Raw genomic sequence first — 15,694 nt, 5'->3', positions numbered from 1 at the left:
ACGGTTTAGTGCCACTTTGGATGTAATTCCGCAATCACCGATCAGCCGGTTTGGCTTGTCCCCGCCGACTGGCGCATTGTAATTGCATCGCGAAGCTTGCCGTCATGGCCGCGATAATAGGCAGGCCGCCGCCCGCACTCCGTAAAACCTGTGCGCTCATAAAGATGAATCGCGCCATTGTCGGCCCGCATTTCAAGGAAATAGTCTTCGGCGCCCTGTTCGCCGGCCCAGGCACGCCAGTCGTCGATCAATAATCGGCCGATCCCGCGACCGCGAAACTGCGGATCGACCGCGAGCAACAAGAGCTCGCTTTCCGGGCCGGCGATCCGTGCGGCGGAAAATCCGCACGCATGGTCCCCGTCCCAGGCCAGGCACACGCGCGCCGACGGCAGCGCGAACAGGGTCAAAAGCTGCGCGCCGGTCCATGCCTCGCCATAGGCGGGCTCGAACGCGGCATCCATCACGCGCATCACCGCGGCGAGATCGCCGACGCGGGCGGTGGCGAGACGAATAGCGGTCGTCATGCCGGCGGCGCCATCGGCTTGGCGTCGGGCGCACGACCGTAAATCGGGCTCGGCCGGTCGATCATTGCACCCGCGGGCAACCGTGAGAAGGCGCGCGCGTCGGGCAGCACCGCCAGCGCGCGTCCCGAGCCGCGTTTTGCGACGAAGGCTTCTGAGCGGTTGCCGACGACCAGCGCGTCTGCGAGCCGGACGGCCTCCTCCGGGAGCAGCGATCGAAGCTCGGCGCGCGACGCAAGGTCGGCCGTGAAAGGCTGAACGAACCATTGGCCGTGGCCGCCTTCCATCACCACCAGCGCGCCGTCCGCCGCGGCAATCTCGTCCGCCGCAGCGGCGGCAACGAGGGCGAGCGTCGAAAAACCATGCACTGGCACCTGCCATCCGAGCGCGAACGCACGCGCCGCTGCCACGCCGATCCGCACGCCGGCAAAGCTGCCCGGGCCGCACCCGACGGCGATCGCCTCGGCGCGGCCTCCGCCAGCGAGTTCAGCGACCAGCGGGACGAGGCGCTCGGCGTGGCCGCGCCCGATCACTTCGTGGCGATGATCGACGACTGCGCCCGCCTCGATCAGCGCCACCGAGCAGGCTTCGCTCGCCGAATCGATGACAAGGTGGCGCATGGATGGGGCGCGGGCCGTTCAGGCGATGCGGTTGAAGCGCGCGAAGTCGGGGCGCGGGCTGCGCTCGAAAATACTCGCGGGATCGCCATAGCCGAGGGTCGAGATGAAATTGCTCTTCACCTTGGGCTGGTCGGCGAAAAAGGCCTCGTCGACGGCGGCGTTGTTGAAGCCCGACATCGGGCCGGTGTCGAGCCCGAGGGCGCGCGCGGCGAGGATGAAATAGGCGCCTTGCAGGCTCGAATTGCGGAAAGCCGTTACTTTCGCATGCTCCTCGTTACCGGCAAACCAGCTGCGCGCATCGGTGTGCGGGAAAAATTCTGGCAGATGCTCGTAAAATTCGGTGTCCATCGCGATGATCGCCGTGACCGGCGCCGCGAGGATCTTTTCTTCATTCCCCGGAATGGCGAGCGCCGCGAGCTTTTGCTTCGCTTCGTCCGACACGCACCAGACGATCCGCGCCGGCAGGCCGTTCGCGCTGGTCGGGCCGAACTTCATCAAGTCCCAGATCGCGTAGAGCTGAGCTTCGGAAACGGGCTTGTCGAGATAGCCGTTATAGGTACGCGCGGTGCGAAACAGCTGGTCGAGGGCGCTGTCGGAAAGCGGCTCGCTCATAGGGCATCTCCTGAAATGATTTGGTCAGACGGCGTGAACTGCCGTTACCTCAGGCACATAATGTTTCAAGAGGGACTCGATGCCATTCTTCAGCGTCGCGGTCGAGGACGGGCAGCCCGCGCAGGCGCCCTGCATCTTCAGATACACATTGCCCTTGTCGAAACCGCGATAGACGATATCGCCGCCGTCGTTGGCGACCGCGGGGCGGACGCGCGTTTCAATGAGTTCCTTGATCTGGTCGATGATGTCGGCATCGGCGGGATCGTCGGCGAACCCTTCATCCTCCGCCGGCACCGAAAAGCCCGCGCTGGCGGCGTTGAACAGCGGCACTTCGGCGAGGAAATGATCCATCACGATGCCGAGTATGTCGGGCTTCACATCGGCCCATTCGGCACCGGGGGCGATCGTCACCGACACGAAATCACGACCAAAGAACACGCCGGTCACATCGCCGAGCGAGAAAAGCGCGCTCGCAAGCGGCGAAGCTTCCGCCTCTTCGGGGCTGGCAAAGTCGCGTGTTCCCGCCTCCATCACCGCCCGGCCGGGCATGAATTTGAGCGTCGCGGGATTGGGCGTCGATTCGGTTTCAATCAGCATGGGGCGCATGTGGGGCTCCGGCGCCCTTTGTGCAAGGCGCTCTGCGGCGCTAAACCCCAGCGATGCGCCGCTTCACCCACTTTGCCGCCCTCGACTGGTCGGGCGCCCGCGGCGAGCGCCAGCGCGGGATCGCGCTCGCGCTCGCGAGCGCCGCGGCGGCGCCAGCGCTCGTACGGCCGGGCCATATATGGTCGCGCGCCGAAGTACTCGCCTGGCTTGAAGGCGTCGCGGACGCGGGCGAAGATATGCTGATCGGCTTCGATTTCTCGGCCGCCTTCGCCTTTGCCGATCGGGAGGCATATTTCCCCGAGTGGACCGATAGTCCGGCCGACATCCCGGCGCTTTGGGCGCTCGTCGAGCGTCTCGCGCAAGGCGATCCGCACTATGAAGCCGGCGCGTTCCTCGCGCACCCCGACGCGCGGCGCCATTTTCGCCACGGCGGGGGCGATGTCGGCGATCTCTTCCTTCCCGGCGCGGGCCGCCTGCGGATCGTCGAGCAATATCAACGCGCGACGAAGCAGGCCGCGAGCGTGAGCAATTTCAATCTCGTCGGCGCGGCTCAGGTCGGCAAGGCGAGCCTCGCCGGCATGCGCCTGCTGCACCGGTTGTCGGGCCGAATACCGCTGTGGCCGCTCGATCCGGTTCCCGCCTGCGGCCCGCTGCTCGTCGAAATCTACACGAGCCTTGCCGCGCGCGCAGCCGGCCTGCCACCCGGACGCAGCAAGATTCGCGACGGCGCGACGCTCGATACCGCGCTAACGGCGCTGGGGTCGCCGCCGGCAGGCTTTCGCGGGCCGGTGAGCGATCATGCGAGCGACGCGCTGCTGACCGCCGCTTGGCTGCGGGCGATCGCAAGCGATGCCGCCCCTTGGTCACCCCAGCCGCTGACCGAAGCTCTCGCCAAAACCGAAGGCTGGACTTTCGGCATCGTCTGACGATTCCGCTGTGCCGCATTTTACCGAATGTCCGCTGTTTCCATCGGGTCGAAAAATGCTTAGGGGAACGCGAGCGCCGGCTTAGCTCAGTTGGTAGAGCACCTGATTTGTAATCAGGGGGCCACGGGTTCGAATCCTGTAGCCGGCACCATTACTGCGTTGGACTCCAGCGGCTTTCAGGAAACCCATAGGAAAGCGGGCGCTGAGAGGCCGCGCGCGCGGCATAGACGGTATAACCGCAAAGCAAGCCATAGAGCGCCAGCCCCTCGACCTGCCAGAAGGGCATCGTCGCCATGTTGAGCAGGAAGAAGGCGAAATGCGCAGCGATCAGCAGGAAGCGGTCGCCGCGCGCCGCCGCCGCCGCCGCGAACATCACCGTCCACAGCGCGATCATCGCCGCCACGCCGAACCAGCCGAGTTCGTAGAGCGTCGCCACCAGCGTATTGTGCGGATAGACCTTGAACACGCCCTCCCAGCTTTCCGGCCCCATGCCGAACAGATGCTGGAGCGGCGTGCCATCGGCCCAGGCGTAGATATAGCTGCTCCAGATCAGCGGCCGGCCCGACATCACCTGGCGCTCGAGAAGGTCGAAGTCGCGCGGCGGCTTGATCAGCGCCGACGGGTCCGCGAGGAAGGCGGCGAGATCGGCGAAACTCTCACCGTAAGACAGCGCCGCGACCGAAAATAGCAGCACGCCTGCGACCGCCGCTGTGGCCGCCATCGCCCCGCGCTGGTCGCGCCGCACGCTCATCGTCAGTCCGCTCAGGAAAACCGCAAGCGCGAGCGGCGCGAGCGCAAGGATCGTGGTGCGATAGCCCGCGAGCAGGATAGCGATGAACGTCGCGGACAGAAAGGCGATACGTACCGCGCGCGGCGCCGACCGCGCGAATCCGCCGACCATGAACCCCGTCAAGAGCGCGACCGAGAAGGCCGCCTCGTGATTATAGCCGCCGATCCAGACCAGCCCGTCGCCGTCCTCCGCGCCCTTTGGCATATTGAATGCCAGCGACAGCGCCTGAAAGACGAGCAGCGGCAGGAACGAAACCATCGCCCAGTTCAGGAAACGCGCCTCGGCATCCTGGCGCAGCGCTTGAAACGCGGCGACCATGATCACGATCATATAGGCATATTTCACCGCAACATTGATGCCGCCCGCGGCATCGCCGTTCAGGCTGGCGCTGACCAGCGCGAGCACGACGAGGACATAAACGGGCAACAGCCATTTGAGCCCCAGATTGGCGGGCCGGACGACAAAGAGCAGCCCGAAGCCGGTCACCGCGATCGAGAGCAGGGCATTGCCCGAAAGCCCGCCTGCGAACGGCTGGAACATATAAAGATGATAGGCGCCCGCAGCGTAGCGAAGCCAGAGCGCCACCACCACGAACGCGCCCGCCATGCTGCCCGCCCGCCGCGCCGCGATGACGAGCGGGACGAGCAGCAACAGCGTGACGGGCACCAATATGCCAAGCCCGAAGGCCGGGCCATAAGGCAGCGCCGGCGTGGTCACGGCCCCGCCCGGTCAGTCGGCATAATAGGGGCGGTACGCCTTGAGGAAGGTCCCGCCATCTTCATAGCCGGCGCGCTCCTGCTCGTGAACGTCGACCAGCGTGAGTACCGCGCCCAATATTTCGGCATGGACGTCGTACAGCCGCCGCAGCGCCACCGACGCCGCCTTCGACGGCGTCCGGCGCCAGCGCACGAGGAATACCACGCCGTCGGCCATGCTGGCGATCACGCGCGCCTCGTCGACCGGCAGGACCGGCGGCGTATCGAGGATCACAAGATCATAGCGTTCGCGCACCTGCTCGATCAGTTCGGCCAGTCGCGGACTCTCCGTCAAGCCGATGCCTTTCGAATCGAGCCGCTGCGGAAGAATGCAGGCGTCCGACAGGCTGTCCTTGACGATCGCCTGCTCCAACGTCGCCTCGCCCGCCAGCACCTCGTCGAGGCCCAGCGATACGCCCTCGGCGAATTGCCGGCTCGATGCGCGCCGGCGGGCGTCGGCATCGATCAGCAGTACCTTGCCGCCCGCCGCGGCCATTGCGCGGGCCAAGCCCATCGCGGTGGTCGTCTTGCCTTCGCCCGGCACCGCCGAGGTGATCGCGACGACGCGGACCGCCTTTGGCGCCTCGGCGAACTGGATCGAGGTGCGCAAGGTCCGGAACGCTTCGGCGTAGGTCGATTGCGGCCGCTTGAGCAGCAGTTCCGCTGGCGGGGCCGGCAGGCCCGACTTGCGATAACCGGGAAGCGTCCGCGCGTCGGGGATCGAGGCGAGCGTCGCCAGCCCCAGCGTTTCCTCGATCGCGTCGCTCGTCTCTAGCCCGCGCTCGAGCAATTGCAGCAGCACTACAAGGAGCACGCCGATGCCGAGCCCGCCGACCACCGCCATCGCGGCATAGATCAACATGTTCGGCGAGCTTGGCGCGCCCGGAACGCGCGCGCGGCTGACGATGTAGGAATCGCTTTGCTCCAACCCCGATTGCGCGACCGTCTGGCGATAGCGGTCGAGGAACGCCTGATAGAGCGTCCGCGCCGATTCGGCGTTTCGTTCGAGCTCGCCCAGTCGCACCGACGCTTCATTGTCGCTCGCGAGCTTCCCCTGCGTCTGCGCGACCGAACCGGCGAGCGACGCCGCGCGCTGATTGGCGATACTCGCCTGGATCGACGCGTTGGCGACGATGCGCTGCACTTCTGCCGCGATATGCTGATCGGCGGTGCGGAGCTGGTTTTGCGCCTGGACGAGCGCGGGATGACGCGGACCATAGCGTTTTTCGAGCGCCGCAACCTCGCGCGCCGCCTCGGCGCGCTGGGCCCGGAGCTGGCTGACCACGGGAGAGTCGAGCGAATCGCCGAGTTCCTCGCCGCTCCGCCCGCCGCGCAATTGCGTGCGGGCCGCCGAAAGCCGCGCCTGCGCCGCAGCATTTTCCGCCTTGGCCTGCGCGAGCTGCGTCGAAAGGCCCGACAGTTCCTGCTGGGTTACCGTGCTGGCTTCGGACACGGTGAAAAGATTATTCGCGGCACGATAGTCCGCGACCGCGCGTTCGGCGCCGAGAACCTGCGCGCGCAGGTCCTGAAGCCGCTCTTCGAGGAATCCGCGCGCGCGCTGGGTCGCCTCCGCCTTCGAACCCGCCTGGCCTGAGACATAATTATCGACCAGCGCATTGGCTATCTGCGCCGCCCGGACCGGGGTATTGCCCTCGAACGACACGCTGATCGCATAGGAGAGCCCGTCGCGCTTCACCGTCAGGCCGCCGAGCAGCGTGCCGATCGCGCGCTGGCGACCGATCAGGTCGGGCTGCGTCGCAGGCGGACCCTGTGTTGCCGCCTCGTTGAAAGCGGGATCGCGGGCAAGCCGCAACCGGTCGACCACCCGCCCGATCAGTTCCGGCGAGCGCAGCGCCTGCACTTCGGTATCGACCGCCGCCGAATCGGGGTCGGCGGTCGGGATGACCGAATCGACGTTGATCACGCGCTCGGCCGTCCGTTCGAGCGCGACCTGCGCGGTCGCGAGATAGCGGGGCTCGGCAACGAGATAGGCGGCCGCGGCGACGACGATCGCCGCGATCATCGCCGCGCACAGCACCATCCATCGCCGGCGCAATATCGCGCCGACGTGGCGCAGGTCGATCAGCGCGCCGCGATCGACCTGCGGGTCCGCTTCCCTGCGGAGCGGTACACGCCTTGAAAGTGCATCCATATCACGCCGCAGCCAGGAAAGCCCGCACCGCGGGCGCAATATCGGGGCGGCCAAGCGCGAGTGCGAGCGTCGCGGTCACGAAACCGCTCTTGTCGCCGCAGTCATAGCGTTGCCCCGCGAAGGTGACACCGTGGAAGGGCTGCTGGCCGATCATCCGCGCCAGCGCGTCGGTGAGCTGGATCTCGCCGCCCGTGCCTTCTTCCTGGCTGCCAAGCACGTCCATCACCTCGGGCTGGAGGATATAGCGGCCGATGATCGCGAGCCGCGACGGCGCGACCTCCGGCGCCGGCTTTTCGACCAGTCCCTTCACCTCGGTGATCGGCCCGGCCTGAGCGCCCGGAGTGACGATGCCATATTTGTTCGTCTGATCGGCCGGCACCTCCTCCGTGCAGATCAGATTGCCGCCGAGGTCGTTATACGCCTCGACCATCTGCTTGAGGCAGCCGGACTCGCCGACCATCAGGTCGTCGGGGAGCAACACCGCGAACGGCTCGTCACCGACGAGGCGGCGGGCGCACCATACGGCATGGCCGAGCCCCAGCGGCTCCTGCTGCCGCACGATGGTGATATCGCCCGGCGACGGGCGGGTGCCGTCGAGCGCCGAGAGCGACTTGCCGCGCCGCGCCATCGCCTCTTCGAGCTCGAAGGCATGGTCGAAATGGTCCTCGATCAGGCTCTTGCCGCGACTGGTCACGAAGATGAATTGTTCGATGCCCGCCTCGCGCGCCTCGTCGACGGCATATTGGATCAGCGGTCGGTCGACGACCGGCAGCATCTCTTTCGGCATGGATTTGGTCGCCGGAAGGAACCGGGTTCCAAGGCCGCCGATGGGGAACACGGCCTTGCGTATCTTTCGCATCTTTCCACCCTTTTCTGGTCACTGGGTTCCCCCCCAAAACCAGCTTTCGGATTCGCAGACACGATCGCCACGTGCTGACGGGACGCGATGTGCGCCTTTACGCTGCATTGCAGCAAGAGCCCGGCGTCGAAGCGTGTCCAAACTGCGCCGGGGCTCAAAGCTTGGGCGGGTCGCCCTTGAAGGACACACCGCCTGGCACCGAACCCCCGCCCCGCGAGCGCACGAGCGGCGTTCCCTTTGGCACCTGGATATCGTGCGAGCCGATGATGATCTTGGCGGGTCCGTTATGAACGTCGAAGATCGGCCAGCCGCGGTCACTCTTCACCGTCAGATGCTCGATAGTGATCACCAGCGGCTCGCTCGCGCCTTTCGACGCCATGATCGAAAAATGGTTGGTATCGCCGATCCCGCCGATCTTGATGGGGTCGAGGCTGACGAGCCGCGTCGCGCGGATGCTCGACCATAGCCGGAAGTTGCGCGCGTTGCGGCCGCTGGTGCAATCGTCGAGCAATGTCTCGGTCGATTTCAGGTCGAACCCGCCGTCGCTATTGTCCCAGGCGGCGCACTGGCGGAACAGGAAACGCGCATTGCCGCGCTCGGTCGAAAAGCCATCGCCGTTCCAATATTGCGTGTTGCGGCGTTTCCATTGGAACCCCCGCATGACACAACGTTCGATCCGGAAATCGTGCGCGGTGTCGGCGAATCCGATCCCCACGGGAAGATCTGTCGCACCCGTGGCCAGCGTGCCGCTGGCATTCACATCCTCGATCACCCCGTGATGGCTGTCATAGCGGATGCGGGCGAAACTGCGCTCGAGATCGCTTGCCCGCGCTCCGCGCACATGCAGTCCGGCGCAACCCGCCGCCGCCAGATCGGGCGTCGCGGTATTTTCGATCACGCGATAACCGCTCGCCACCCTGACGTCCGAAATCCGCACGTCGCGGACAGGTTCGCGAATCACGAATAGACCATTGCCGACATCGCGAGCATTTATGTCGCGATAGACGGCGCCCGAGCGCACGACATAGACGGGTTCGCCGCCTGCGGCGATCTGAACCGCGCTCGCGGCGCGGCGGGAGGACATGTCTGCCATGTCCAAAGGATAATTTGGCGGCGCCGGGGAAGGCGACCGCGATGCGGCGTGGCGTGGCGTGGCCGGGGTCAGCGCAGCGCGGGCGCCGCCCCGGCGAGTTCGCCGCTGTCCTTTGCTGCGAACCGGTAAGCAAGGCCAAGGAAAGACGGACGGCAGACGTGCCGGGCCCGGCTGAACCGTCGAAAACCCGCCTCGCCGGGCCCGATATTGATCGTCATGCCGGCGTCCGCCTTCGCCGCCAACAGCGCCCGCCCGTCGATCGCGATCGCCGAAGACAGAGTGCGGTCGACCACATGGCGGCGCTCGGCGGCGTCGCGCCCGAAATAATAGATGGCATGCGGCGGCGCGCGGCGGTGGATCGCGGCGATCGCATCCTCGATCCGCGCATAGTTGCGCAGCGGCAGGATCGGTCCCTCGACATCTTCCTGCATCACCAGCATGTCATCGCTGGCGTGACGGACGATGTGGAGCGTCAAGCCTCCACCCCGCGGTTCCGCCGTCATCACCTCGCCGCCACGCGCGCGCGCGTCGTCCAGTAGCCGCGCCACGCGTCCCTGTTCCGCATCCACCAGCGCGCCTTCCTTGCCGCCCGGCTGCATCGCCGCGCGCCACAGCCAGCCGGCGGCCGCCTCTTCCTGTTCCTCAGGCACGAGCAGATAGTCGGGGGCCAGCGGCACGCGCCCGCTCCTGACCCGTTTGTGGGCAATCACCTTGCCCGCCGCCTTGGCGAAGTCGGCCGACCGCCCGAAGATCGCGGGCGACTTGCCCGAGCGGGCGAATGTCACGCCGTCGCCCTGCTCTTTGCTCGTCACCAACAGATCGAAGGCGAGGTCGGCAAAGGCGCCGGCCGATACGATGACCAATTCGAGCGGGTCGAAAAAGCGGGGCGCGAGCCGGCCGACCAATTCGTTCAGTTGCGGCGACGCGTTGTCGAATTTCAGCATCACGCGGTTGCCTGCGGCGAGCGCGCTCGCGAGGATGCCCGCCGCATGGAGTAGCGGCAGCGCGGCCGGCGCCGATATTCCGATCACTCCGACGGGCAGATATTCCACATAGTCGCCGCCTCCACCCAGCCTTGCGAGCAGACCGCGATCGCCAGCGGGGCGCATCCAGCGCCCGACGCCATCCATAGCGGTATGCAGCGCCGCAAGCGCAGGCGCCACTTCGGTGCGCTTCGCCGAAGCCGCATCCTGATTCGCCTGGTCGGCAGCCAGCGCAGCGCACAGCGCGTCGGCATTTTCCTCGATCATCAGCATCGCCCGCCCCAACCGGTCGCGGCGAACCGCCAGCGACACCGGCAGGTCGGCAAAAAAAGCCGCGCGTTGCGCTTCCAGCATCCTGCCCTCCCCACAGCTTATCCTGTCCAGCTTCTAGACCAGCGCCGACGCGTGGCAAGTTCAAGTCGAAGCGTTTCGTCGCATGGCATCCAAATCGCCAGTTCTTCGTTTGCGCAAAGTCGCGAATTATCTGCCTCAAATCCGGGAGTCTTTTGCGATCCTGCCCCATTTTGAATCGAAATCGCGGGGACATTCGCTTCGCCTTCAAATTGCCTCTTTTCAAAGCTGGCAAGTTGACGAGCGAGGGGTATCCGCGATGATTGTTCGCAAGCGCAGCAAAGTCGCCTTCATATACATAGGGAGCAACGCGTAATGCGTATCGTAATGATCGGGTCCGGCTATGTCGGGCTCGTTTCGGGCGCATGTTTTGCCGATTTCGGCCATCATGTGACCTGCGTCGACAAGGACGCGAACAAGATCGCCCGCCTTCGCGCCGGCGGCATTCCCATTTACGAGCCCGGGCTCGACAGCCTGGTCGCGCGCAACGTCGCGGCGGGCAATCTCGACTTCGCCACCGAGCTTTCGGAGGCAGTCGGCGCCGCCGACGTTGTGTTCATCGCGGTCGGCACCCCCAGCCGCCGCGGCGACGGCCACGCCGATCTTTCCTTCGTCCATGGCGCAGCGCGCGAGATCGCCGGGGCGCTCAATGGCTTCACGGTGGTCGTCACCAAATCGACCGTGCCCGTCGGCACCGGCGACGAGGTCGAGCGGATCATCCGCGAGTGCAATCCCGCGGCCGAATTCGCCGTCGCCTCGAACCCCGAATTCCTGCGCGAAGGCGCCGCGATCGAGGATTTCAAACGGCCCGATCGCGTCGTCATCGGCATCGAGGACGATCGCGCGCGCGCGCCGATGGAAGAGGTCTATCGCCCGCTGTCGCTGAACAAGGCGCCAATCGTCTTCACCCGGCGGCGCACCAGCGAACTGATCAAATATGCCGCGAACGCCTTTCTGGCGATGAAGATCACCTACATCAACGAAATGGCGGACCTGTGCGAACAGGTCGGAGCCGATGTGCAGGAGGTCGCGCGCGGCATCGGTCTCGACAACCGGATCGGCGCCAAATTCCTGAACGCGGGGCCGGGCTATGGCGGCTCCTGCTTCCCCAAGGACACGCTCGCGCTGATGAAGACGGCGCAGGACCATGACGCGCCGCTGCGGTTGATCGAGGCGACCGTCGCGGTGAACGAGCAGCGCAAGCGCGCGATGGGCCGCAAGGTTCTGGCAGCGATAGAGGGACAGGTCCGCGGCCGCACCGTGGCGGTGCTCGGTTTGACGTTCAAGCCCAACACCGACGATATGCGCGACGCGCCCTCGATCGCGATCATCCAGGCGCTGCAGGATGCCGGTGCAAGGGTGCGCGCCTATGACCCCGAGGGTATGGAGGCGGCGAAGGCGGTGCTGAACGACGTCGACTATGCGTCCTCGGCCTATGACGCCGCCGACGGTGCGGCGGCAACGGTGATCGTGACCGAATGGGACGCCTTCCGCGCACTCGACCTCGCCCGCCTCAAAGCGGCGATGGCCGATCCGCTGCTCGTCGATCTGCGCAACATCTATCGGCCCGCGCAGGCCGAAGAAGCGGGCCTGCGCTATGTCGGTATCGGCCGGCCGGGCGATACCGACGACGACACCCGACTCTCCAGCGAAAGGCGGGCGGCATGACCGACGACAGCCCCATATTGGTAACGGGCGCCGCGGGCTTCATCGGCCATGCGGTGTCCGAGCGGCTCCTCGCACGCGGCGAACGTGTGATCGGCCTCGACAGCTTCACCGACTATTATGATGTCGCGCTGAAGAAAGCGCGCACCGCGCGGCTGGCCGACAATGTGGGCTTCCGGCTGATCGACGGCGACATCGCCAGCCCCGGACTGGTCAGCGAGCTGGTGGAGGCAAACGGCATTCGCCGGATCGTCCATCTCGCCGCGCAGGCAGGCGTGCGCTACAGCCTCGAAAACCCGTTCGCTTATGAGCACAGCAACCTCAAAGGGCACCTCGCGGTGCTCGAGGCAGCACGCCATGCGGGTCATATCGAGCATCTCGTCTATGCCTCGTCGAGTTCGGTCTATGGCGACCGTCCGATCGGCGGCACCGGCTTCCGCGAGGACGAACCCTGCACCGCACCGGTTTCGCTTTACGCCGCGACCAAGCGTAGCTGCGAACTCATGAGCCAGAGCTATGCGACGCTCTATCGCCTGCCGCTCAGCGGGCTGCGCTTCTTCACCGTCTATGGTCCATGGGGCCGGCCCGACATGGCCTATTATGGTTTCGCGCAGAAGATTTTGCTCGGCCAGCCGATCGAAGTGTTCGGCGAGGGCCGGATGGCGCGCGATTTCACCTATATCGACGATATCGTCGACGGCGTCGTGGGGGTGCTCGACAAGGCGCCGGCCGCCGGCGAACATCGGTTGCTCAACATCGGCGACTGCAATCCCGTCGGGCTGATGGACATGATATCCATGCTCGAGCGCGCGCTCGGCCGGCCGGCGGTCAAGTTGATGCGGCCGATGCAGCCGGGCGACGTGACATCGACCTATGCCGATATCTCGGCGATCAACGCGCTTACCGGATACAGCCCGAAAGTGCCGCTCGCACGCGGGATCGAGCGGTTCGTCGACTGGTATCTCAATGAAATAGAAAATGGTGGAAGAGGGCCGATGGCAGCGGTGGCCTGAGCCGGATAATCCGGCTGGGCGCGATTGGAGTTTATTATGCTGCAACGGACGAGTGTGCCATCTGGCGATCCTGCGCGATCGCCCGTCATCTGTGTAACGGGCCTCCGCGGCTTCCCGCACGTCATGGGCGGGATCGAAAGTCATTGCGAGGAGCTGCTGCCGCGGATCAAGACGCTGTGGCCCGACCACCGCTCGGTGGTTCTGGGCCGTGCGCCCTATCTGCCCGAACGGCAGGGCGAGCATCGCGGCGTCGAGATTATCGGCATCCCCTGCCCGCGCTCGCAGCATTTCGAGGCGGTCGTATCGACCTTCCTTTCGGTCCTGTCCGCCCGCAAGCGCGGCGCCCGGCTAATCCACATCCACGCCATCGGCCCCGGGCTGCTCGCACCAGTCGCGCGGCTGCTCGGCCTCAAGGTCGTCGTGACGCACCACGGCACCGACTATCATCGCGCCAAATGGGGCCTTCTCGCGCGCGGCGCGCTGCGTGCCGGTGAGTGGCTTGCGCTCACTTTCGCGGACCGCGTCATCGCCGTCTCACCGTCGCTCGCCGAACAGCTGCGCCACAACTTTCCGAAGCGGGCGACGGCGATTTCCTATATCCCGAACGGCACGTCCGACCTGCCGGACGATGCCGACCCCGCGCTCATCCTCGAACGGCTGGGGCTCGCGGGCGATGATTTCCTCCTCGCCGTTGCCCGCCTCGTCCCCGAAAAGGGCCTGCACGACCTGATCGACGCCCATGAACGGTCGGACAGCACTGCCAAGCTGGTGATCGCCGGCTCGGCCGACCATGAAAGCGAATATGCCCGCGAGCTTCTCGCGCGCGCCAGCGACCGAGTGATTTTTGCTGGCGTCCAATCGCGCGCGACGCTCAAATGCCTCTACGAACATTGCGCGCTGTTCGTCATGCCATCCTATCATGAGGGGTTGCCGATCGCGGCGCTGGAGGCGGCGAGCTGCGGCGCGCGGATGCTGCTCAGCGACATCCCGGCCAATCTCGACATCGGGCTCGATCCCGTAAATTATTTCCGGGTCGGAGACGTCGGGGAACTCACCGCGCGCCTGAACGCCGACGGCGCCGACTTCCAGGTCGATCGCGACGCCGTTCGCGGGCGCTTCAGCTGGGACCGCGCCGCGGCCGAAACGCTCGAAGTCTATCGCACGGCGCTTGCACCGCGCCGCCCGGTCCGGCGCCCCTCCGCCACACCCGGAACGGTGAGGACCTAGGCGCGCAGCCGGGCGATCACCGCCGCCCGGTCCGCCGCGTCGATCGCGCCGCTGATTTGGATTTTCCCGTTGGTCAGCCGTGCCCGGGCGATCTGCGGCCGCCACGCGTTCGCGCGCCATTGCCAGCTGCGGATGCGCCAGCGGCCCGGCGCCTCCGAATCGATCGCCAGCGTCGGGCGGCCTGCATGATTGTCCCCGGCGTCGGCATCGTCGCGCCGGGTGCAGGCACTCGCGGTTGCCGCGCCGGCAATCGACGTCAGCAAGGTTCGTCGGTCCATCGGATCATCTCCATCGGTATCTGGATGGCGCGGCAGATCGAGCGTTCATGGCGCGGCGATCTTTTCGGGAACGGTCTGGTGCGCGCGGGGCGTGCCGCGTCCGACAGCCCGCTTGATGACCGCCTTGCCGAGCCGCTGGCCGGGCAGCTCGACCAACCTGTAGGTCACAAAGGCAAGGACATAGGTTGCCGGGATAACGATCGCACCGGTCAACGCAAAACGGCCGATCGCTCCCAGACCGGTGCCGAATTGCCCGATCACCGCGGCCGCAACGGGCTGAAGTATCAACAGGTGGATCAGGTAGGCGCCATAGGAAAGCTCGCCCAGCCAATGGAAGGGCCGGCTGCCGAGGAGCCGCGAAATCCAGTCGATCACCCCGAGCGAGCGCAAATGGACCAGCGCAAAGAAACCGAACACCAGCAACTCGCGGACCGCGAAATGGAGCAGGTCCTGGTCGCCCCCGATCGGGATCGCGGCGAGCAGCATCGCGGCACCGAGGCGCAGCCAGAGCCGCGGGCGGCTCTCGTCCGCACCGGCGGCAAGCAGCATGCCGCTCAAAAAGAGCTGGAGCTTCAACGGCAGGAAGGATGGCATCGGATAGTCGAGGCCCGCCGCGGCGGCGAGCAGCGCGACGGCCACCCCGCCGCCCGCCGCGATAAAGGCCGACGTCAACCAGCCGAACCGCCGCCCGAGCAGCACGAGGAAGGGAAAGAGCAGGTAGAATTGCATCTCGAGCCCGAGGCTCCAGTCGGGCAGCGGCGTACGGAAGGCGTAATCGGGCAAAAAGCCGAACAGGAAGGTCAGATGCAGGACGATATTGGCGAGGCTTCCGTCGAGATAGCGTTCGGACGGTTGCAGCGACTGGCCGAGGAAGCCGTCGATCGCCACCCTGTCGGCATAGATTGCCGGTCCGGCGATCAGCGCGGCGGCGAGTGTCACATAGAAAAGCGGCGCCAGCCGGAAAAAGCGCCGCGTCCAGAAAGCGCCCCATGTGGCGGGCGCCGTCCAGTCCTCGCGCCCCGCGCGCAGCCGGTACTGGAACATCATCAGGAAGCCCGAGAGCAGGATGAACAGATCGACGCCAAGGTCGGGCTTGCTCATCAGCGGCAACCGGAAACCGGTGAGGATCATCATGTGACCGAGCACCACCCACAGCGCCGCAACGCCGCGCAAGCCGTCCAGACACTCGACCCGCCGAATGTCCATTACATATCTCCGCGAACGTTCATCGATGGTGCCGATG

General features: G+C 66.1%; 15 protein-coding genes and 1 tRNA gene. 5 read left to right on the top strand and 11 right to left on the bottom strand.

The window, feature by feature from the left end; genetic code table 11:
* Window positions 1-41: 41 nt before the first annotated feature.
* Genes VSX79_RS02635 through VSX79_RS02620 form a run of 4 tightly spaced genes read right to left on the bottom strand, consistent with a single transcriptional unit; the run spans window position 42 to window position 2,350 of the window.
* Window positions 42-524 (bottom strand): GNAT family N-acetyltransferase, encoded by a 483-nt coding sequence (locus tag VSX79_RS02635; RefSeq protein WP_257018355.1) that lies wholly within the window; start codon window positions 522-524, stop codon window positions 42-44.
* Complete coding sequence (tsaB, locus tag VSX79_RS02630) at window positions 521-1,141, bottom strand: tRNA (adenosine(37)-N6)-threonylcarbamoyltransferase complex dimerization subunit type 1 TsaB (RefSeq protein WP_179499544.1); 621 nt, start codon at window positions 1,139-1,141, stop codon at window positions 521-523. Before tsaB ends, VSX79_RS02635 begins: the two co-directional genes overlap by 4 nt.
* A gap of 18 nt (window positions 1,142-1,159) precedes the next feature.
* A complete protein-coding gene (locus VSX79_RS02625) occupies window positions 1,160-1,753 on the bottom strand; it encodes a malonic semialdehyde reductase (protein WP_326914340.1) in 594 nt (197 codons plus the stop codon).
* Window positions 1,754-1,777: 24 nt separating this feature from the next.
* Window positions 1,778-2,350: a NifU family protein gene (locus tag VSX79_RS02620; protein WP_326915213.1), complete on the bottom strand. Its 573-nt coding sequence runs from the start codon at window positions 2,348-2,350 to the stop codon at window positions 1,778-1,780.
* A gap of 62 nt (window positions 2,351-2,412) precedes the next feature.
* On the opposite strand from VSX79_RS02620, the gene VSX79_RS02615 reads away from it, so the two are divergent.
* Both VSX79_RS02615 and VSX79_RS02610 read left to right on the top strand, forming a co-directional pair.
* A complete protein-coding gene (locus VSX79_RS02615) occupies window positions 2,413-3,285 on the top strand; it encodes a hypothetical protein (RefSeq protein ID WP_326914339.1) in 873 nt (290 codons plus the stop codon).
* Window positions 3,286-3,360: 75 nt separating this feature from the next.
* Window positions 3,361-3,436 (top strand) — tRNA-Thr (locus VSX79_RS02610).
* On the opposite strand, the gene VSX79_RS02605 is transcribed toward VSX79_RS02610, so the two are convergent.
* The 5 genes from VSX79_RS02605 to VSX79_RS02585 form a co-directional block, all read right to left on the bottom strand.
* Window positions 3,437-4,792: a hypothetical protein gene (locus VSX79_RS02605; protein ID WP_179499547.1), complete on the bottom strand. Its 1,356-nt coding sequence runs from the start codon at window positions 4,790-4,792 to the stop codon at window positions 3,437-3,439.
* 12 nt (window positions 4,793-4,804) lie between these two features.
* Window positions 4,805-6,982, bottom strand: coding sequence for a polysaccharide biosynthesis tyrosine autokinase (locus VSX79_RS02600; RefSeq protein ID WP_179499548.1), 2,178 nt, complete (start codon window positions 6,980-6,982; stop codon window positions 4,805-4,807).
* A 1-nt stretch (window position 6,983) separates the two neighbouring features.
* Window positions 6,984-7,841 carry a UTP--glucose-1-phosphate uridylyltransferase gene (locus tag VSX79_RS02595; RefSeq protein ID WP_326914338.1) on the bottom strand — a complete coding sequence of 286 codons (858 nt, stop codon included), beginning with the start codon at window positions 7,839-7,841 and terminating at the stop codon, window positions 6,984-6,986.
* Window positions 7,842-7,995: 154 nt separating this feature from the next.
* Window positions 7,996-8,925, bottom strand: a complete 930-nt coding sequence (locus VSX79_RS02590) for a hypothetical protein (RefSeq protein WP_179499550.1) — start codon at window positions 8,923-8,925, stop codon at window positions 7,996-7,998.
* Window positions 8,926-9,002: 77 nt separating this feature from the next.
* A complete protein-coding gene (locus VSX79_RS02585; protein ID WP_326914337.1) occupies window positions 9,003-10,271 on the bottom strand; it encodes an aldehyde dehydrogenase family protein in 1,269 nt (422 codons plus the stop codon).
* 312 nt (window positions 10,272-10,583) lie between these two features.
* Between VSX79_RS02585 and VSX79_RS02580 the strand changes: the two genes are divergently transcribed.
* The 3 genes from VSX79_RS02580 to VSX79_RS02570 are packed head-to-tail and all read left to right on the top strand — an operon-like array spanning window position 10,584 to window position 14,173.
* A complete protein-coding gene (locus VSX79_RS02580; protein ID WP_179499552.1) occupies window positions 10,584-11,936 on the top strand; it encodes a UDP-glucose dehydrogenase family protein in 1,353 nt (450 codons plus the stop codon).
* Window positions 11,933-12,946: an NAD-dependent epimerase/dehydratase family protein gene (locus VSX79_RS02575; protein WP_179499553.1), complete on the top strand. Its 1,014-nt coding sequence runs from the start codon at window positions 11,933-11,935 to the stop codon at window positions 12,944-12,946. Before VSX79_RS02580 ends, VSX79_RS02575 begins: the two co-directional genes overlap by 4 nt.
* Before the next feature lie 36 nt (window positions 12,947-12,982).
* Window positions 12,983-14,173 (top strand): glycosyltransferase family 4 protein, encoded by a 1,191-nt coding sequence (locus VSX79_RS02570; protein WP_326914336.1) that lies wholly within the window; start codon window positions 12,983-12,985, stop codon window positions 14,171-14,173.
* Here the strand turns inward: VSX79_RS02570 and VSX79_RS02565 are convergent.
* Both VSX79_RS02565 and VSX79_RS02560 read right to left on the bottom strand, forming a co-directional pair.
* On the bottom strand, window positions 14,170-14,451 hold the full coding sequence (locus VSX79_RS02565; protein ID WP_179499555.1) for a hypothetical protein: 282 nt from the start codon (window positions 14,449-14,451) through the stop codon (window positions 14,170-14,172). The two genes, VSX79_RS02570 and VSX79_RS02565, sit on opposite strands and share 4 nt — an antisense overlap.
* Before the next feature lie 45 nt (window positions 14,452-14,496).
* On the bottom strand, window positions 14,497-15,657 hold the full coding sequence (locus VSX79_RS02560) for an acyltransferase family protein (protein WP_326914335.1): 1,161 nt from the start codon (window positions 15,655-15,657) through the stop codon (window positions 14,497-14,499).
* Window positions 15,658-15,694: the final 37 nt, after the last annotated feature.

The organism is Sphingopyxis chilensis (assembly GCF_035930445.1).
Lineage (GTDB): Bacteria > Pseudomonadota > Alphaproteobacteria > Sphingomonadales > Sphingomonadaceae > Sphingopyxis > Sphingopyxis chilensis.
Note: the sequence above shows the minus strand (reverse complement) of the source record. Positions and strands in the feature narration are given on the sequence as shown.

Excerpts from the sequence above, each read along its gene's own strand:
- VSX79_RS02635 (WP_257018355.1), bottom strand. The coding sequence starts at position 524 with ATGACGACCGCTATTCGTCTCGCCACCGCCCGCGTCGGCGATCTCGCC.
- tsaB (WP_179499544.1), bottom strand. The coding sequence starts at position 1,141 with ATGCGCCACCTTGTCATCGATTCGGCGAGCGAAGCCTGCTCGGTGGCG.
- VSX79_RS02625 (WP_326914340.1), bottom strand. The coding sequence starts at position 1,753 with ATGAGCGAGCCGCTTTCCGACAGCGCCCTCGACCAGCTGTTTCGCACC.
- VSX79_RS02620 (WP_326915213.1), bottom strand. The coding sequence starts at position 2,350 with ATGCTGATTGAAACCGAATCGACGCCCAATCCCGCGACGCTCAAATTC.
- VSX79_RS02615 (WP_326914339.1), top strand. The coding sequence starts at position 2,413 with ATGCGCCGCTTCACCCACTTTGCCGCCCTCGACTGGTCGGGCGCCCGC.
- VSX79_RS02600 (WP_179499548.1), bottom strand. The coding sequence starts at position 6,982 with ATGGATGCACTTTCAAGGCGTGTACCGCTCCGCAGGGAAGCGGACCCG.
- VSX79_RS02595 (WP_326914338.1), bottom strand. The coding sequence starts at position 7,841 with ATGCGAAAGATACGCAAGGCCGTGTTCCCCATCGGCGGCCTTGGAACC.
- VSX79_RS02590 (WP_179499550.1), bottom strand. The coding sequence starts at position 8,925 with ATGTCCTCCCGCCGCGCCGCGAGCGCGGTTCAGATCGCCGCAGGCGGC.
- VSX79_RS02585 (WP_326914337.1), bottom strand. The coding sequence starts at position 10,271 with ATGCTGGAAGCGCAACGCGCGGCTTTTTTTGCCGACCTGCCGGTGTCG.
- VSX79_RS02580 (WP_179499552.1), top strand. The coding sequence starts at position 10,584 with ATGCGTATCGTAATGATCGGGTCCGGCTATGTCGGGCTCGTTTCGGGC.
- VSX79_RS02575 (WP_179499553.1), top strand. The coding sequence starts at position 11,933 with ATGACCGACGACAGCCCCATATTGGTAACGGGCGCCGCGGGCTTCATC.
- VSX79_RS02570 (WP_326914336.1), top strand. The coding sequence starts at position 12,983 with ATGCTGCAACGGACGAGTGTGCCATCTGGCGATCCTGCGCGATCGCCC.
- VSX79_RS02565 (WP_179499555.1), bottom strand. The coding sequence starts at position 14,451 with ATGGACCGACGAACCTTGCTGACGTCGATTGCCGGCGCGGCAACCGCG.
- VSX79_RS02560 (WP_326914335.1), bottom strand. The coding sequence starts at position 15,657 with ATGGACATTCGGCGGGTCGAGTGTCTGGACGGCTTGCGCGGCGTTGCG.